Source organism: Acidisoma silvae (genome assembly GCF_020618775.1).
GTDB lineage: Bacteria > Pseudomonadota > Alphaproteobacteria > Acetobacterales > Acetobacteraceae > Acidisoma > Acidisoma silvae.
In genome coordinates this window covers 67,704-83,320 of record NZ_JAESVB010000005.1, presented here as the reverse complement: position 1 = coordinate 83,320, position 15,617 = coordinate 67,704, and the positions used below count along the sequence as shown (strand labels likewise).

Genomic DNA, 15,617 nt, shown 5'->3' with positions numbered 1-15,617 from the left:
TTGCCTGGTTTCAATGCAGTGGTTGGGCCGCCTCCGTTCAAACGGCATAGGGCCTGTCGGTGGATTGCGAGCGCGACGGAGTCCAGCCGGCAAACAGCCTGGCCGGACGGGCAAGTTTTTCTATCCTGCTCTGACGCCGCGCATAGGCCGGATTGTCCAGAAAGTTTTTGAGCACCCCGTCCAGCAGCGCCGGCGTCTCGCTCTCCGTATTCAGGCAGCGGCCCATGAGCGGGCCGCCGTGCTGGCGCAGGAAATATTCCTCGATGATCGCCGCCTGCTGCTCCAGGCCGTAATCGAGAAGATCCTTGCCCGGTTCAAGACGAAACAGATAGGCCCTTGCGTAGTGAAGCTGATGCTTCACGCCCTCGCGCATGGCAGCCACCGCCAGGTTCAGAACATTGTTCTGATGCTGCCAGACATGCACGCTTTCATGAATGAAAAGGCGCTGCTGCGGCAGGGAGGCTTGGGAAAAATCGTGATTATAGCTGTCGGGCAGATAGATATTGCCGCGATAGGACATATTGCCGGTGGCGTTCAAAAAGGCATAGCCTCGGTCATACACGCGCACCGCGTCATAATCGATCGCATGCGCGAAGATGCTGTGCGCCAGGCGAATTTCGCCTTGTGTCAAGGATCGTTTGGACATGGCTCAGGCCCCAACCACAGGCAGGCGCTGCCAGCGGCTGCGCCGATGCCGGACAGCCAGCTTGCCGGCGACGATGATGGCTGCCAGCAGGCCTGTGCCAGGAAGGGGAATGGCATAGGCGGCGGCAATGAAGGCCGCGTCTTTTTTGGAGACATGTTTTTTAACGACGGCCGGCACGGGAACAGTGCCGATGACGGCACTGGCCTGCCGAATCGTTGTTTGAGCAAATTTAACGCAGGTGGAAAAAGCGTTTTTCTGCTCGGGCGATACGGCGAAGCGCGGGAATAAAGCGATTTTGGTTTCAGACATGTCGGTCTCTTTTTAACGCCCTGCGGCGATGCGTTGCTCAACAAATCCATCCCGCGCTGGGCAGGGCAAAAGGATTGCGTTCAACAACACAGAGACATAATTAACGATACCAAATAGGTCATATAACGCAATGTACCGACGCAAATAACCAAAGTCAACGGTCTAATATGGTTTTCACTTTTGTGGTGCGGAATAGGTGGGCGCCTCCGGCCATCAGAGCGTTTCAGGCATTCACTGATACGCCGTCATTCCCGCGAATGCGGGAATCCTCTCCCTCTGGCACGGCGACAAGGCATGAGGATGCCCGCATTCGCGGGCATGACGACAATAAAAGCCAGACAGACCCTACGGCGTCGGCCCGGTCGGCACGGCGGTGATGGAATTATACGGGCTGCCATCCTTCAGACGGCTGCTGATGACGACATAAAGGATAACCTTCTTGTCGGCATCAAGCAGGCGGTAGACTTCCAGCGTCTTGAAGAAGACGGACAGCGAGCTGGTGAAGATGCGCTGCTTCTTGGGCAGATTCGTCGGCCAGGCGACAGGCCCCACGGCACGGCAGGCGATGGAAAAGCGCGACGGGTCTTCGGCCAGGCCCAGGCTGCCCTTCACGCCGCCGGTCTCGGCGCGGGAGACGTAGCAGGAGACATTGGGCACATCCGGATCATCATAGCGGTCTATGACGACGCGGTCGTTGGAGCCGAGGAAGCGGAAGGTGGTATCCACCCCGCCGATACGGGTCTGCGCCTGCGCGGCGCTGCCGGTCAGGACAAGGCCAAGGGCCAGGGCCGCTGCCAGACGTTTCATGCCAAATCCTCCGCCGATCATCATCATGGCGGATGGCCTAGCACAGCTTGGTCAGTTGGTGGCACCGCGCCAGCCGGCGGCGAAAAGCCCGGCGCCGATCAGCAGAGACCCGCCGGTGCGATTGACGGCGCGCTGCAAGCGGGACGCGCGCAGCCGCTCGCGCGCGGCGGCGGCCAAAAGCCCATACAGCGCCGCGTTCACGGTCGCCAGGGTCACGAAGGTCGCTTCCAGGATCAGAACCTGATGCAGGAAGGGGCGGCCGGTCTGGAGGAACTGCGGCACGAAGGCCACAAAGAAAATGATGCTTTTGGGGTTCAGCGCCGTGACCGCATAGGCATGGGCCAGCATCCGCCACGGTCTGGCTTGCGGCGCTTCGCCAGCCGGATCGGCCGTCTGCACCGGCGCGCGCCACAGCTTGATGCCGAGATAGATGAGATAGGCGCCACCCACCCAGCGCAGCGCGGTGAAGATGGCGGCCGAGGTCGCCAGCACCGCGCCCAGGCCCAGCATGGAGGCCGACATGGCGGTCAGGTCACCCAGGGCCACGCCCGCCACGATGGCGGCGGCGGGCTTGCGGCCATGGCCCAGCGCATAGGACATCACCAGCAGCACGGTCGGCCCCGGAATGGCCAGAAGCACGCTGGAAGCCGCGACAAAGGCCAGCCAATGATCGAAGGACATGGTGCGCTCCCGCTCAGGAGCCGAGCCATCCACAGGATGATGGCTATGGCAAGTCCGCTCGGTGAAAGAAGGGAGACTTACTCCAGCTCTTCCGCCACCACCTGCTTCACGTTCACCGCATTGCCGCGCCAAACATAGTCCTGCTGAAGCCAGGCCACGACCCAAAGGGGCGGCAGCAGAAAGTCGCGCAGGGCGCAGGCCAGCAGCATGCGGGAGGAGAAATGCCAGCCGGCGATGCGCGCCAGCAGCGCTTCCGGCCCGTACCACAGCGCCGCCAAAATCGCGCCGACGACCGCGACATTCACATTGGCGTCCCAGGCGGCATAGAGGCCGGCCACGATAGGAAAGAAGCCGCCGGTCAGAAGCTCGGGCAGATACATCAGCGGGAAGGTCTTGCGGCGCAGCATGGCCCAACGCGCCTGGCGGGACCAGACTTCCTGGCCCGTGCGCTCACCCAAAGGCTGTGCGAAGGGGGCATTGACCAGATGCACATGCAGCCCGGCCTGACGCACCAGCTTGGTGAAGGCGGCATCCTCGGCGATTTCGGCCCCCAGTGTCTTCAGCAGGCCGCCGCCGGCATCCACGATATCGCGGCGCATGAGCATCGATTTGCCCTGGGCGAAGCCCTGGCCCAGGCTTTCGCCGACATATTGCCAGCGCGCCTGGAAAGTATTGAGGAAGGCGCATTCGATTTCGGCCCAGGCATTATCGGGCTGCGTGCCGATGGGCATGGAGCAGACCAGGCCGGTCTTCTCGGTCCAGCGGCCCATCATCTGCTGGATATAATCGCGCGGCATCAGCACATTGCTGTCGGCCATGATGATCCAGGGATTTTCCGCCGCGTCCCAGCCCTTCAGGCAATTATTGAGCTTGGGATTCTTGGTGCGGCGTTCCTGTCCGATCAGCAATTGCGCCCGCACGCCCGGGAATTTTTCCATCAGGTTATAGACCAGCCCGGCCACCGGATCATTGCCGTCTTCAAGGCAGAAGATGATGTCGTAGCTGGGGTAGTCGAGCATGAAGGTGGAGGCGAGGGTCTCGCGCTCGTAATTATTGATCCGGCAGAGCGGCCGGATGATGGTCACGGCTGGCGCATCGGCCGGTGTCGGCCGCGTCGCACCACGCGGGCGCAGGCGGAAGGCCGCGATGGTCAGCCCGCCGAGATTGAGGGCCGTCGCGATGATGCAGAAGGCCGCGGCACAAAGGGTGAAAGTCATTCGCCAATCAACTCCGGGCTCGGTCGCAGCAGCGTGAGTCGGACCACGCTTGGGTGAGTCGAAACTCCGTGTTTTGAGCCTGATCGGCCGCGTTTTGTCCAACGCTTCCGTCATATTTCCGATGACAAACGGAAGACATTCGTCTTGCTGTCATCTGGAGGGAAAGCCGTTCCGCCAAGTCCCCCTCACGGCCAGTTGAGGCGGGAATGGCGGTTTTTCCATGCGCTGCGGGTTACGCAGCCGGCTGGCGGACGCACATACCGGGGCAGATCACGTCAGGAGGTGTCATGCGTCGGAACGCAATCTTGCTCGCAACGCTCGCTTTGTCAGGATGCGGCTATGGCGCGTCCCGCGACGCCCATCTGGCGCAGACGAGTATGATCGGCATGAGTTCGGCCGATCTTCTGTCCTGTGCCGGTCCTGCGGCTAAAACGACCAAGATCAACGATGTCGCGCATGTCGACACCTACCTCTACAATCCGGCGGCGACCGGCGGCTTCAACGTCACCCTGCCGCTGACCTTGGGCGCGGTTTCGCTCGGCGGGTCCGGCACCGGCTGTATCGCCGATGTGCGCGTCGTCCATAACAAGGTCACGGAAGTCCATTATACCGGCCCGGATGACGTGACGATCGGCAGCGATGGTGTCTGCGACCCGATTTTCCGGGGCTGCATGCGCCAGCCGGAAGCCACCATGCAGCCGGTCAATGGCAGCAATTACGATCATTCCTCCGGCTTCCATTCGCCAGCCGTGCCGCCGCAGAGCAGCGAGGCCGAGGATATGGAAACCACAGCCACGCCGGCCGCAGCAGCGAAGTAAAAGAGCTCGGTTTCGCGCGGCGGGGATCGCACCCCGCCGCGCGAAACATCAGTTCAGTTCCAGCAGCAGGCCCGCCATCAGCCGCGCCCGCTCCGCTAGGCTGGCGATTTCCACATGCTCGGTCAGCGTATGGCCGCCACCGCCGACCAGACCCAGCCCATCGATGCTGGCCAGGCCCAGCGCGCCGGTGAAATTGGCGTCCGACCCGCCGCCGGCGCTGTGATGCGGCAAGGCGAGGCCCAGGCGCGCTGCAACGCCCTTTGCCGTCTCATACAGCGCCATGCAGGCGTTGTTCGGCTCCCAGACCGGCCGGGTGACGGTACGGGTGGCGGTGAAGCCCGTCTCCGGCGTGCTGCCCGTCAGCGCCAGCATCTTGGCCACGCCGGCATCCAGGTCCGCCTGCCGCTTGGCCATGGTCAGGGCTTCGCCGGTGCAGGTGGTGGCGACGCAATTGACCCATTGGCCGCCCTGGATGACGCCGACGCTGAAGGTGCAGTCCGCCGTCGTCATATCCTCGATGGCGATCAGCTGCTTGGCCAATTCGCGGATGGCGGAACGGCCTTCGGCCAGCGCCGCGCCGGCGTGGCTGGGCCGGCCCCGGCTTTCCAGGCGGAAACGCGCAATGGCATAGCGGCCGGTAATGACGCCGCGATCCGGCGTCGCCGGTTCCGGCACCAGGATATAGCGGTGGCGCTTGCCTTCCGCCTCGATCAGGGCGCGGGTGGACGGGCTGCCCACTTCCTCGTCACTGGTCAGCAGGAAGGTGACGGGCAGGGGGCTTTGCAGGCTGGCGGCGGCAAGGCCGCGCACGGCTTCCAGTGCCGCGAACGTGCCGCCCTTCATGTCCCAGATGCCCGGGCCGAAGCATGTCCCACCCTCTTCGCGGAAGGGCAGGTCGGTCAGCGTGCCGATCGGATGGACGGTATCCAGATGCGCCATGATCAGAATGCCCGGCGTGCCGGCTTTGGGGTGCGGAAAGCTGGCGCGAATACAGTCGCCGAAGCCCATGCGGCCGGGAATCCGCTCGACGCGGGCGCCGCTGCTGACCAGTTCCCAGGCGGCCAGATCCATCATGCGGCCGACGGCGGCCGGGTCATGGGTCGGGCTTTCACACAGAATCCACGGCTTCAGGCGTTGCAGCATCTCGGCGCTGTCGAAGGGCAGGCTGGTCAAATCCATCGCGGCTAATCCCGTCGTGAAAGGTTTCGAGGGCTCATCCTACGCGGCCCTCGGGGCGAAACCGCAAGCAGGTTTCATGCCTTCACCGCCCGGCTTGGGTTTCCACCCGCGCATTGCGGCGCAGCGCCTGCGGCGGCTGGCCGAAGGCGCGCAGAAAAGCCCGGCGCAGATGGTCGCGGTCGCTGAACCCGGTCTGCTGAGCGACGATATCGATGGAATGGCGGCTTTGTTCCATCATCGTCCGCGCCATCTCGACCCGCAGGCCCTCGATCGCCTTGGCGGGGGATTGACCGGTCTCCGCCAGGAAGGCGCGACTGAACTGCCGGGGGCTGAGATGAGCGGCCTCCGCCAGATCGGGGACGGTCAATGGCTTGTGCAGATTTTCCCGTGCATAGGTCAGCGCCGTCTGGATGCGGTCCGATTTGGGCGACAGTTCCAGCAATGCAGAAAACTGTGACTGGCCGCCGCCGCGCCGATGATAGACGACAAGCTTGCGCGCGACGGATTTGGCAATCTCCGGCCCCAGATCGGCCTCGATCAGCGCCAGGCCCAGATCGATCCCGGCCGTCATGCCGGCCGATGTCCAGACCGGCCCGTCATTGATGAAGATGCGATCCTGATCGACCATCACGCCCGGAAATTGCTTCTGCAATTCCCGCGCGTAGAGCCAGTGCGTGGTGGCGTGCCGCCCGTTCAAAAGGCCGGCGTCGGCGAGCAGAAAAGCGCCCGTGCAGACGGCGGCGATGCGGCGTGTGCGCGCGGCCGAGTCCCGGATGAAGGCGATCAGCCCCGGCGTCGTGGGTTCAGGCACCGTCGCCCCGCCCGCGACCAGCGTGTCGAAGGGCCTGCCGGTCCAGGCTTCGGTGTCGATGGCCATGCCGGCCGAGGTTCTGACCCTGCCGCCGCCTTCCGAGATGAAATGCAGGGCGTAAGGCGGGTCTACCGCCATGGCATTGGCGACCTCGAAAGCGGTCGCCACGGCCAGCGCCATGACGGAATAGCCAGGATAGACCACGAAAGCGATGTCGCGCACGGCGGATGCCCGTCCTGTGATGTCTGAAATCTACGTATCTATGACATTTGAGACTTCGTATCGCAAGCCTATGACTCCTCCCAAGGCTCAATCCTGAGCGCCAAGGAAGGACTAGCGTGATGAACACTACGATTGCGAAGGGCAAAGCTCTTGTGACCGGCGCTTCTTCGGGCATCGGCGCCGTCTATGCCGACCGTCTGGCCCGGCGCGGCTACGACCTGGTTCTGGTGGCCCGCAATGCGGCGCGCCTGAATGCGCTGGCGGATCGCCTGCGAGCGGAAACGGGCCGCAGCGTCACGGTTCATCCGGCCGATCTGAACGACAAGGCCGGGCTTGCGACGGTGGAAGCCCTGCTGCGCCAGGACGGGGGCATCACCGTGCTGGTGAACAATGCCGGCATCGGCTCCGTCGCGTCGATCCTGCAAGCGGATGTGGATGGGATGGAGGCGATGATCGACCTCAATATCACGGCCCTGACCCGCCTCAGCTACGCGGCCGCCCCGGCCTTCGTGGCGCGCGGCAGCGGCACGATCATCAATATCGGCTCCATCGTCGGCATCGCCGTCGAGCTGCTGAACGGCGTCTATAGCGCGTCCAAATCCTATGTCCTGAGCTTCGGCCATTCGCTGCAGAAGGATCTGGCCGATAAGGGCGTGCGCGTGCAGACCGTGCTGCCGGGGTCCACGGCGACAGAGTTCTGGGATATCGCCGGCTATGCGCCGCAGAAGACTGCGGCCATCACCATGTCGGCGGAAGATTGCGTCGACGCGGCGCTGGCCGGGCTGGATGCCGGCGAACTGGTGACCATCCCCGGCCTGCATGGGGGCGAGGCCTGGACCCGCTGGGAAGCGGACCGCCAGGCGATGGGGCCGAAATTCGGCAATGCCAAGCCCGCGCCGCGTTACGGCATCGTCTAACCGACCACGATGAGGAAGACGGCGCTGAAAGCACCGGCGAGAATGCAATAGATCGCGAAGGGCTTCAGCGCCCATTGGGTGTGATTGCGGAACCAGCGCATCAGGAAGGCCGTGCTGGCCAGAGCGGTGACGCCCGCAATCACGGCGCAGATCAGCGCCAGGCCCATGCTGCCATGGGCAGCCTTATCGTGCAGCAGCTTGGGCAGTTCCAGCACGGCGGCGGCGGCGATGATGGGCAGGGCGATGAGAAAGGAAAACCGCGCCGAGGCCTCGGCGTCCAATCCGCGCAGCATCCCGCCCAGAATGGTGGCGCCGGACCGCGACAGGCCGGGAATAAGGGCCAGACATTGCCAGAAGCCGATGACGAGCGCGTCACGGACGGTCAGACTGGCGAAGCTGCGGTTGGCGTTTGTGGCGGTCTTCGCGCGCTCGCCCAGCAGCAGAAGACCGCCATTGACGATGAGAAACAGCGCGGCGATCAGCGCGGTGGCGAAGACATGGCGCAGGACATGTTCCAGCGCGCCGCCGATGATGACGGCGGGAATGGTGGCGACGACGATCAGCCCAAAAACACGGCGCGCTTCCGTCACCTGCGTGGCGGGGCCTGTTCCAACCAGGCCGGTCAGAATGGCCCACCAGTCCTTCCAGAAGAATCCCAGCAGCGCGATGGCCGTGCCGACATGCAGCATGACGAGAAAGGGCAGGAAGGACTGGCCGCTTTGATCCAGGTTCCAGCCGAGCAGGGCGGGAAGCACCACGGCATGGCCGAGGCTGCTGACCGGAAAAAGCTCGGTCGCGCCCTGAACGATTGCGATAACGATCGCATGGATGGGATCCATAAACGCTTGTTCTGTTTTGTTGGTTTTTGAAGAGACTTATGGCGCGCGCGTCGCGCGGCGGCAGGCGCTTTCCAGCAGAATGGCGGCCAGCCCCAGGAACAGCAGCAGGCCGGTCCAGACCGGCGCTATGCCAAGATGGCGCGGGACGAGCCAGGCGATCAACAGCCAGACGATGATGGCCAGCGCGAAGCGGCCGTCATCGACGAACAGGCCCCAGACTTCGCGCAGAACGGTTTTGATCCAGGACATGGCGTGTTCCTATCGGGCCAGGCGGGCAGCAGTGGCGGCGCGCATCCGGCACAGTGGCACTGCGAGCAGGGCGGTCGCCAGAAAGCCTGCGATCAGCAGCAGGATCGACCAATCCTGACCGGGCCAGGCGGCACCGATGCCTTCGCCGAACCAGAAACTGCCGAAGGCCGACAGCAAGACGCCGACCATGAATTTCAGGGCATTTTCCGGCACGGTTGCCAGCGGGCGATGCAGGATGATGCCGGCTACGGCGACGAGGATCAACGCCGCCAAGGCGCCGATACTTGCCGGCAGCAGCAGGCCGGTGCCACCCGCGCCGACCGCGATGACGATGAAGACGACTTCCGTACCCTCCAGCATCGTGATCTGGAAAGCGGCGGCGAAGGCGATCTTGTCCCAGCCCGAGGCCAGGCCGTGACGCCGCATGGCGTCGGTCTGCTTGGCGAAAGCGGCGGACTCGTCATGCAGCGGAATGACGCCGGCCGCCCTCAGCACCGCCTTGCGCAGCCAACGCAGGCCGAACAGCAGCAGCAGCGCGCCCACCGCCACCTGGATGACGTTCAGCGGAACACGGGTCAGGGCCGAGCCGAGGACGCAGACCAGAAGCAGCAGCACGAGCAGGGCGGCGGCCGTGCCGGCCAGGGCGTCGCGCCAGCCCCGCACGCTGCCGACCGCCAGGATGACCGTCAGCGCCTCCACGAATTCGACCGTCGATGCCAGAAAGGCAGCGAGGATCGACGGGCCGATATGGGTCCAGGCGAGATGGGTCATCCGCGATGTCCTTTGCTTACTCGGCCGCCAGGGCCGGCCGCTCGACATCCGAACGGCTGAAAAAGAGATAGCCGACAAGGACAAGAATGACGGCCGTCAAAAGCACGGTGAGATGGCCGGTGCCGAAGCCGAGCCCGTTATGGCTGGCAGGCTTGCCGATCCAATCCGCGAAGGAGGCGCCGAGCGGACGGGTCATGACATAGGAGAACCAGAAAGCGATGATCGGGTTCAGGCCGAATTTCCAGAAGCCCAGACCCGGCAGCAGGAAGAGCGCGAGGAAGATGAAGCCCGACAGAAGATTGCCCAGATGCAGCGTGCCCGCCGTCCAGTCACCCGCCGCCGTGCCCAGCGTGAAGCTGGTCATGACCGTCAGCCAGTATAAAAGACTTCTCGCCGGGGCGTGTAGATGCTGTGGACGGATAGCGTGCCTTCCACCCGATACCAGGCGAAGAAGACGATCCCGAGCAGCGCGGCGAAGACAAGGGTGGCAGTGGTGTGGCCGACACCGAGCAGGTCCAGCCCATCGGCGAACATGGTGCCGAAAATGGCGATCATCGAAACCAGAAACCAATAGCTCCAGGCATTATAGCGCGGGGTGCGAAACTGGATGACCAGGGCGATGACGAAGCCGGCCGCGCCGAGCGCGACGGCGACGACGGGATCGAGCGCCTTGACGAGATAATCCGATGCCGCTTCGCCCATGGCCGTCGTCAGGATCTTTACGACCCAGAAGCTGAGATTGGTGAGCGGAACCTTGGCGGCTTCGATGACGGTTGGCCTCTCGTCCAAAGTCGATACCAGTGAATTCATGAGCTTTCCTTGCGCGGTCGCGATTTTTGCAGGCTCTCCCTAGGAAACGCGCCGTAAAATGCGCTTCGCCCAAACATGAACAGACTGTCAGATACCGCCGTCGCCGTTCAGGGTGACGGGCTTGTGATCAGTCCGAGCGGGGTGGCGCGCTGCGCCTTGGCCTGATTCTCGGTCAGATAATGAAGCGCCACCAGCCGCCCGAAGACATGCCGGCAGCGAGCGGTGGCGCGCGCCAGATGCGTGCGCGGATTGTCGGCGGAGGGGGCATTGACCAGCCCGGCCAGCATGGCTGCCTGATGTGCTGTCAAGGCATCAGCCGTCGCACCGAAATAGCCTTGGCCGGCGGCTTCCAGCCCGTAATAGCCGTTTCCGAAATAGGCCATTTCTGCATACATGCCGAGAATGGCGGCATGCGAATAGGACAGGTGCAGCTTAAAGGCCAGAATGACCTGTTCCACGTCGACCAGGAAACTGCCGCTCTGGTTCGGCGTATACAGCATCTTGGCCAATTGCTGGTCGATCGACGCGCCACCGCCGCCCGGCGGCCCGAAACCGGTGACACCAAGCACCAGGCGCGTCAGCGCGATGGGATCGACGCCCATATCCGTGATCCAGAAAAAGCGCTGATCTTCGGTCGCGACCAGCGCATCCACGAATTGGGCCGGCGGGCGGGGTGCCGGAAAAGCCTCGTGATGGCGGGTCGCGAAGGCGCGGGCGATCTGCGGCGCGTCGGTCACCGCCGGGGTCGAATTCGCCATGCTGAAAGCGGCCAGACCGGCCGCGACCGCGATAATGGCCAGCGGCAAGACAACACGTGGCAGCCGGCGCCGCTCGGTCTGAAATTGTGATTTCCGGGAATAGGTCTGTCGCATGCGGCTACTGTCGATGGTTCGGTCACGGCAAGACGCGCTAGCTAGGTCGCGATGCCTAAAACCCCGGTCGCCTCAACATGAACGCCACGTTAGGTATGTGCCTGCGCTCTGCCATGGCCCGGCAGCAGCAGCGTGACGATGGTGCCGGACGCGTCATCGGCGGCCGACAGGCTTTCGATCTGCACCGTCATGTCATGCAGGCGGGCGACGGCCGCGACCAGGCTGAGGCCGAGGCCGTTACCCGGCATGTGGCGGCTTTTCTCCGTGCGATGAAAGCGGCGCTGCACGGCTTCCCGGTCTGCGACCGCGATGCCGCAGCCGCTATCGGCCACGCGGATGGTAAGACCCTCCGCGCGGTCCATGACGGTGATGGCAATGAAGCCGGCCTCGGGCGTGAATTTTATGGCGTTGTCAACAAGATTGCTGATGGCTTCGAACAGCAGGCTGGGGTCGCCCTTCATTCGGTAGGGGGCGCTGCCTTCGCAGCTGAAGCTCATCCTCAGATCTTTCTGCTCGGCCAGCGGTTCATAGAATTCGACCACGTCGCGGGCGATGGTTTCGACGTCGACGGTCTCGAACCCCGCGCGGCGCGGTCCGTCCTCGATCTCAGCGATGCGCAGCAAAGCGGAAAAGGTGCGCAGCACGCCTTGCGTTTCGACGATGGCGTCCTCGATCGCGGCGGCATAGTCATCCGTCGTGCGGGCGCGACGCTGCGCGCGCTCCAGCCCCGCCAGGATGCGCGTCAAGGGCGTGCGCAGGTCATGCGCGATGCCGTCGCAGACGCCTTTGACGTCATACATCAGCCGCTCGATGTCATCGAGCATGCCGTTGACGACATGGCCCAGACGGTCGAGGTCGCCCGACGTGCCTTGCGTCGGCAGGCGCTTTGACAAATCGCCACCGACGATGCGCTGAATGGCCAAGGCCACATCATCGAAACGGCGCACGGTGCCGGCGCCCATGATGACGGCACCCAGCAGGCCCAGTGCCGCGGCAATGACACTGCCCCACAAGGCGGTGCCGACAAAATCCTCGTCGAATTCCCGCGTGTCATACATGTTCTGGGCGACGAGGATGATGTCGCCGCTCTCCAGGCGATGCGCGAGGCCGCGAAACCGCATGCGGGTGTGCTGGCCACCCGGAACACGGAAGTTGAAAGGCTGATCGAAGCGCGGCACGGGGTTGGGCAAGGGCAGGGCCTCGCCCGCCAGATAGGTGCCGTCCGCGCTATACAGCGTGAAGGCCCGGTCCATATCCGTGTCGCCCTGCGCATGGGCATTGAACCGGGCGATGATGGCCGGCACGGGGGATGCGTAATTGCCTGGCGCTTCCCGCGCCAGCCAGCTGTCCACGCTTTGAATCAGATAATCCTGCGTGCGGATATACAGAAATCCGAACAGAATACTGGCCGCGATGCCGAACAGCGCCAGAAAGACCAGGGCCAGCCGAAAGCTGCTGGTGCGCGGAAGATCAACCAGGCGCATGCAGCACGTAACCCGATCCGCGTACGGTGTGAATAAGCTGGCTCATGCCGGGCAGATCGATCTTGCGGCGCAGCTTGCTGAGATGAACGTCGATCACATTGGTCTGCTCGTCATAGCGATAATGCCAGACTTCCTCGAACATCATGGCGCGCGTGACGATCTGCCCCGTATTGCGCAAAAGATATTCCAGCAGCTTATACTCGCGCGGCAGCAGGTCTATGCCCTGGCCCGCGCGGCTGACCTTGCGCGTCAGCAGATCCATCTCCAGGTCTTCGACGCGCAGCTTGATGACGCGCTCGGGCATTTCCCGGCGATGCACCAGAACGTCCAGCCGCGCCGTGAGTTCCAGAAAGGCGAAAGGCTTGGTCAGGTAATCATCGCCGCCCGCCTTCAGCCCACGCACGCGGTCATCCACGGCCGACAGCGCGCTGAGCACCAGGACGGGCATATCATTGCCCATGGCCCGCAATGTCGACAGCACCGCGATACCGTCCATCCCGCCCGGCAGCATGCGGTCCAGCACGATGGCGTCGAAAGATTCGGTCGCGGCCTTCAGCAGGCCCGCGCGTCCCGTATCGACGGTTTCGACCGCATAGCCATGATCCGAGAGGGCCGCTTCTATCTCAAGCGCGGGCTTGGCATCATCCTCAATGACCAATATGCGTGTCATAAGCGACAGACCATTCTTTTCACGCTCCCATGATGCGGCTGATGTCATGACCGGGCATAGGATTACTTCGCCCCAATATGAACTTTCGTTAACCTTTGGAGCGACCGGCCTGAGATGCGTTTGCTGGTGATTGAGGACGACGACCCGACGGCATCCTATCTCGTCCGTGGATTGACCGAGAGCGGCCATGTCGTGGACCGGGCGCGGAACGGGGAAGACGGGCTCGCGCTGGCCCTGGAAGGGCTCTACACCGTCATCATTCTCGACCGCCGCCTGCCCATTCTGGATGGGATCGGCGTGGTGGTCAGCCTGCGCAAGGCCGACATCGTCACGCCAGTGCTGATGGTCAGCGCCATCGCCGGCATGACAGACCGGGTGGACGGCATGCGGGCCGGCTGTGACGATTATCTGGCCAAACCCTATGCCTTCGCCGAGGTTCTGGCACGGGTGGAGGCGCTGGCCCGCCGGGCAGACCGGGGCCGGAGGCAAAGCCAGCTTGTGGTGGGCGACCTGATGCTGGACCCCGCCATCCGCCAGGCGATGAGGGGCGGTCAGGAGATCCACCTTCAGCACCGGGAATGCCTGCTGCTGGAATTGCTGATGCGCCATGCCGGGCAGGTCGTTACCCGGTCCATGCTGCTGGAAGCCGCCTGGGATTATGACTTCGACCCGCGCGGCAATATCATCGACATGCATATCCACCGGCTGCGGCAGCGGATCGACGACGGGCATGCCCATAAGCTGATCCAGACCGTGCGCGGCGCCGGCTATATGATCAGCGCCGAGGCTGCGACCGAGCGCTGAACCGGACCGGGTTCGACATTAAAATCGAATTCACGCTGAGGCGAAGCCGCCATTACGCGGGCGCCGCCAATAAGCCGCCGTGCCTCACATCATTCCCTTCCGCGCTCTTTTGTCCGTGCCGCGCGTCGTCAAGGCGACCGCCGCGCTTGGCCTGTCGCTGGCGACCGCCGCCTGTTCCCTGACGCCCAGCTATCACCGTCCGGCGGTCGCGACCGCGCCCAGCTGGAACGGCAAGCCGCAAGCCAGCGTCAACGCGGTCTCGGCGACCGGTGCCTGGTGGCAAAGCTTCCATAGCGCGGAACTCGACCGGCTGATGCAGCAAAGCCTTGCCGGCAATTTCAATCTCGCGGCCGCGGAGGCGCGGGTGGCCGAAGCCGCCGGCACGGCGCAGGTGGACGCGGCGCCACTGTTCCCGCAATTGAGCCTTGGCGTCACGCAAAGCCAGACCATGGGCGTGAAAAATAGCTCCACCCAGCAGGCCGTGGGGCAGGCCAGTTACGAACTCGATTTCTGGGGCAAGAACCGCGCCGCCGCGCAGTCCGGCAGGGCGCTGGCCCAGGCATCCGTCTATGACGCGCAGACGGTTGCGATGACGCTATCCGGCTCCGTCGCCGATACCTATTTTCTGGTCCTGTCGCTGAATGAACGTATCCGCCTGGCGCAGCAGATCGTGGCCGATGCGCAGCATGTGCTGAGCCTGGTGGTGGTGCAGCAATCGGCCGGCACCGCGACCATGCTGCAAGTGCAGCAGCAGCGGAATGCTGTCGCCACCTTCCAGGCCGCCATCCCCGTGCTGCAACAGCAATCCGATCAGGCCATGCACTTGCTTGCGGTGCTGACGGGCAAGGCGCCGGAAGGTTTCGCTATCGGCGGGCAGGATCTGGTGGGCCTCGCCGACCCTGCCGTGCAGCCCAACCTGCCATCGGCCTTGCTGGAACAGCGGCCAGATATCCGGGCGGCGGAAGCGCGGCTGCGCTCCGCCAATTTCGACATCGGCGTCGCGCGCGCGGCCTTCTTCCCCACCGTCTCGTTGACCGGGGCTGTGGGTTTCGGCGCGCGCCACCTGTCCGATTTCTTTCCCCCGGCGGCGGTGACGGATTTGGGCACCTCCATCCTGCAACCGCTCTTCTCGGGCGGCCAGTTGCAGGGGCAACTGCGCTATAGCCGCGCGCGGCAAGTGGAAATGGTCGCGACCTATCGGCAGACCGTCATCACCGCCTTCCAGGATGTCGAGGATCAGCTCAGCGCTCTCAGCCATTTCCACGACCAGGAAAGCATCGAGGTGACGGCCGAGGCGGCGGCCAGCCAGGCCTATGCGCTGGCCGAACTGCAATACCGCCTCGGCGCGGCCGACTATCTGACGGTGCTGACGACGGAAGAGTCTCTCTACCAGGCGCAGGACAGCCTGCTGCAATTGAGGCTGCAACGGTATCAGGCGACGGTCGGTCTGTTCCGCGCCCTGGGCGGCGGCTTTGCCGCGCCCGCCACAGCAAGCCAGGCCGGAGGCTGAG

General features: G+C 64.0%; 19 protein-coding genes. 4 read left to right on the top strand and 15 right to left on the bottom strand.

Annotated features, from left to right (window positions below; translation table 11 throughout):
- Positions 1-37: 37 nt before the first annotated feature.
- From ASILVAE211_RS12870 to ASILVAE211_RS12850, 5 genes are all read right to left on the bottom strand, one after another.
- Positions 38-646, bottom strand: coding sequence for a hypothetical protein (locus ASILVAE211_RS12870; protein WP_227321730.1), 609 nt, complete (start codon positions 644-646; stop codon positions 38-40).
- A 3-nt stretch (positions 647-649) separates the two neighbouring features.
- Positions 650-955 carry a hypothetical protein gene (locus tag ASILVAE211_RS12865; RefSeq protein ID WP_227321729.1) on the bottom strand — a complete coding sequence of 102 codons (306 nt, stop codon included), beginning with the start codon at positions 953-955 and terminating at the stop codon, positions 650-652.
- Between the two features lie 345 nt (positions 956-1,300).
- Entirely contained in the window at positions 1,301-1,762 is a 462-nt protein-coding gene (locus ASILVAE211_RS12860; protein ID WP_227321728.1) for a CreA family protein, read from the bottom strand.
- A 51-nt stretch (positions 1,763-1,813) separates the two neighbouring features.
- Positions 1,814-2,443, bottom strand: a complete 630-nt coding sequence (locus ASILVAE211_RS12855; RefSeq protein ID WP_227321727.1) for a LysE family translocator — start codon at positions 2,441-2,443, stop codon at positions 1,814-1,816.
- 77 nt (positions 2,444-2,520) lie between these two features.
- Entirely contained in the window at positions 2,521-3,660 is a 1,140-nt protein-coding gene (locus ASILVAE211_RS12850; RefSeq protein ID WP_227321726.1) for a ceramide glucosyltransferase, read from the bottom strand.
- A gap of 287 nt (positions 3,661-3,947) precedes the next feature.
- Here ASILVAE211_RS12850 and ASILVAE211_RS12845 point away from each other — a divergent pair, with 287 nt between their 5' ends.
- Complete coding sequence (locus tag ASILVAE211_RS12845) at positions 3,948-4,478, top strand: hypothetical protein (protein WP_227321725.1); 531 nt, start codon at positions 3,948-3,950, stop codon at positions 4,476-4,478.
- Between the two features lie 48 nt (positions 4,479-4,526).
- On the opposite strand, the gene ASILVAE211_RS12840 is transcribed toward ASILVAE211_RS12845, so the two are convergent.
- On the bottom strand, positions 4,527-5,657 hold the full coding sequence (locus ASILVAE211_RS12840; RefSeq protein ID WP_227321724.1) for a M20/M25/M40 family metallo-hydrolase: 1,131 nt from the start codon (positions 5,655-5,657) through the stop codon (positions 4,527-4,529).
- An 82-nt stretch (positions 5,658-5,739) separates the two neighbouring features.
- Complete coding sequence (locus ASILVAE211_RS12835; protein WP_227321723.1) at positions 5,740-6,690, bottom strand: GlxA family transcriptional regulator; 951 nt, start codon at positions 6,688-6,690, stop codon at positions 5,740-5,742.
- 119 nt (positions 6,691-6,809) lie between these two features.
- Between ASILVAE211_RS12835 and ASILVAE211_RS12830 the strand changes: the two genes are divergently transcribed.
- The gene (locus tag ASILVAE211_RS12830) at positions 6,810-7,607 is read left to right on the top strand and encodes an SDR family NAD(P)-dependent oxidoreductase (protein WP_227321722.1); all 798 of its coding nucleotides are present in this window, start codon (positions 6,810-6,812) and stop codon (positions 7,605-7,607) included.
- On the opposite strand, the gene ASILVAE211_RS12825 is transcribed toward ASILVAE211_RS12830, so the two are convergent.
- The 8 genes from ASILVAE211_RS12825 to ASILVAE211_RS12790 all read right to left on the bottom strand — a co-directional run bounded on the left by ASILVAE211_RS12825 (position 7,604) and on the right by ASILVAE211_RS12790 (position 13,302).
- Positions 7,604-8,446 carry an undecaprenyl-diphosphate phosphatase gene (locus ASILVAE211_RS12825; RefSeq protein ID WP_227321721.1) on the bottom strand — a complete coding sequence of 281 codons (843 nt, stop codon included), beginning with the start codon at positions 8,444-8,446 and terminating at the stop codon, positions 7,604-7,606. The two genes, ASILVAE211_RS12830 and ASILVAE211_RS12825, sit on opposite strands and share 4 nt — an antisense overlap.
- Before the next feature lie 36 nt (positions 8,447-8,482).
- A complete protein-coding gene (locus ASILVAE211_RS12820; protein WP_227321720.1) occupies positions 8,483-8,695 on the bottom strand; it encodes a hypothetical protein in 213 nt (70 codons plus the stop codon).
- 9 nt (positions 8,696-8,704) lie between these two features.
- Complete coding sequence (locus ASILVAE211_RS12815) at positions 8,705-9,466, bottom strand: COG4280 domain-containing protein (RefSeq protein WP_227321719.1); 762 nt, start codon at positions 9,464-9,466, stop codon at positions 8,705-8,707.
- A gap of 16 nt (positions 9,467-9,482) precedes the next feature.
- Positions 9,483-9,830, bottom strand: a complete 348-nt coding sequence (locus ASILVAE211_RS12810) for a COG4705 family protein (protein ID WP_264478850.1) — start codon at positions 9,828-9,830, stop codon at positions 9,483-9,485.
- A 5-nt stretch (positions 9,831-9,835) separates the two neighbouring features.
- Entirely contained in the window at positions 9,836-10,276 is a 441-nt protein-coding gene (locus ASILVAE211_RS12805) for a COG4705 family protein (protein ID WP_227321718.1), read from the bottom strand.
- Positions 10,277-10,383: 107 nt separating this feature from the next.
- Entirely contained in the window at positions 10,384-11,148 is a 765-nt protein-coding gene (locus ASILVAE211_RS12800) for a biosynthetic peptidoglycan transglycosylase (RefSeq protein ID WP_227321717.1), read from the bottom strand.
- Positions 11,149-11,237: 89 nt separating this feature from the next.
- The gene (locus tag ASILVAE211_RS12795; protein WP_227321716.1) at positions 11,238-12,632 is read right to left on the bottom strand and encodes a sensor histidine kinase; all 1,395 of its coding nucleotides are present in this window, start codon (positions 12,630-12,632) and stop codon (positions 11,238-11,240) included.
- Positions 12,619-13,302: a response regulator transcription factor gene (locus ASILVAE211_RS12790; RefSeq protein WP_227321715.1), complete on the bottom strand. Its 684-nt coding sequence runs from the start codon at positions 13,300-13,302 to the stop codon at positions 12,619-12,621. The genes ASILVAE211_RS12795 and ASILVAE211_RS12790 overlap by 14 nt, the downstream gene beginning before the upstream one ends.
- Before the next feature lie 114 nt (positions 13,303-13,416).
- Here ASILVAE211_RS12790 and ASILVAE211_RS12785 point away from each other — a divergent pair, with 114 nt between their 5' ends.
- Entirely contained in the window at positions 13,417-14,106 is a 690-nt protein-coding gene (locus tag ASILVAE211_RS12785; RefSeq protein ID WP_227321714.1) for a response regulator transcription factor, read from the top strand.
- Between the two features lie 79 nt (positions 14,107-14,185).
- A complete protein-coding gene (locus ASILVAE211_RS12780; RefSeq protein ID WP_227321713.1) occupies positions 14,186-15,616 on the top strand; it encodes an efflux transporter outer membrane subunit in 1,431 nt (476 codons plus the stop codon).
- Position 15,617 lies beyond the last annotated feature (1 nt).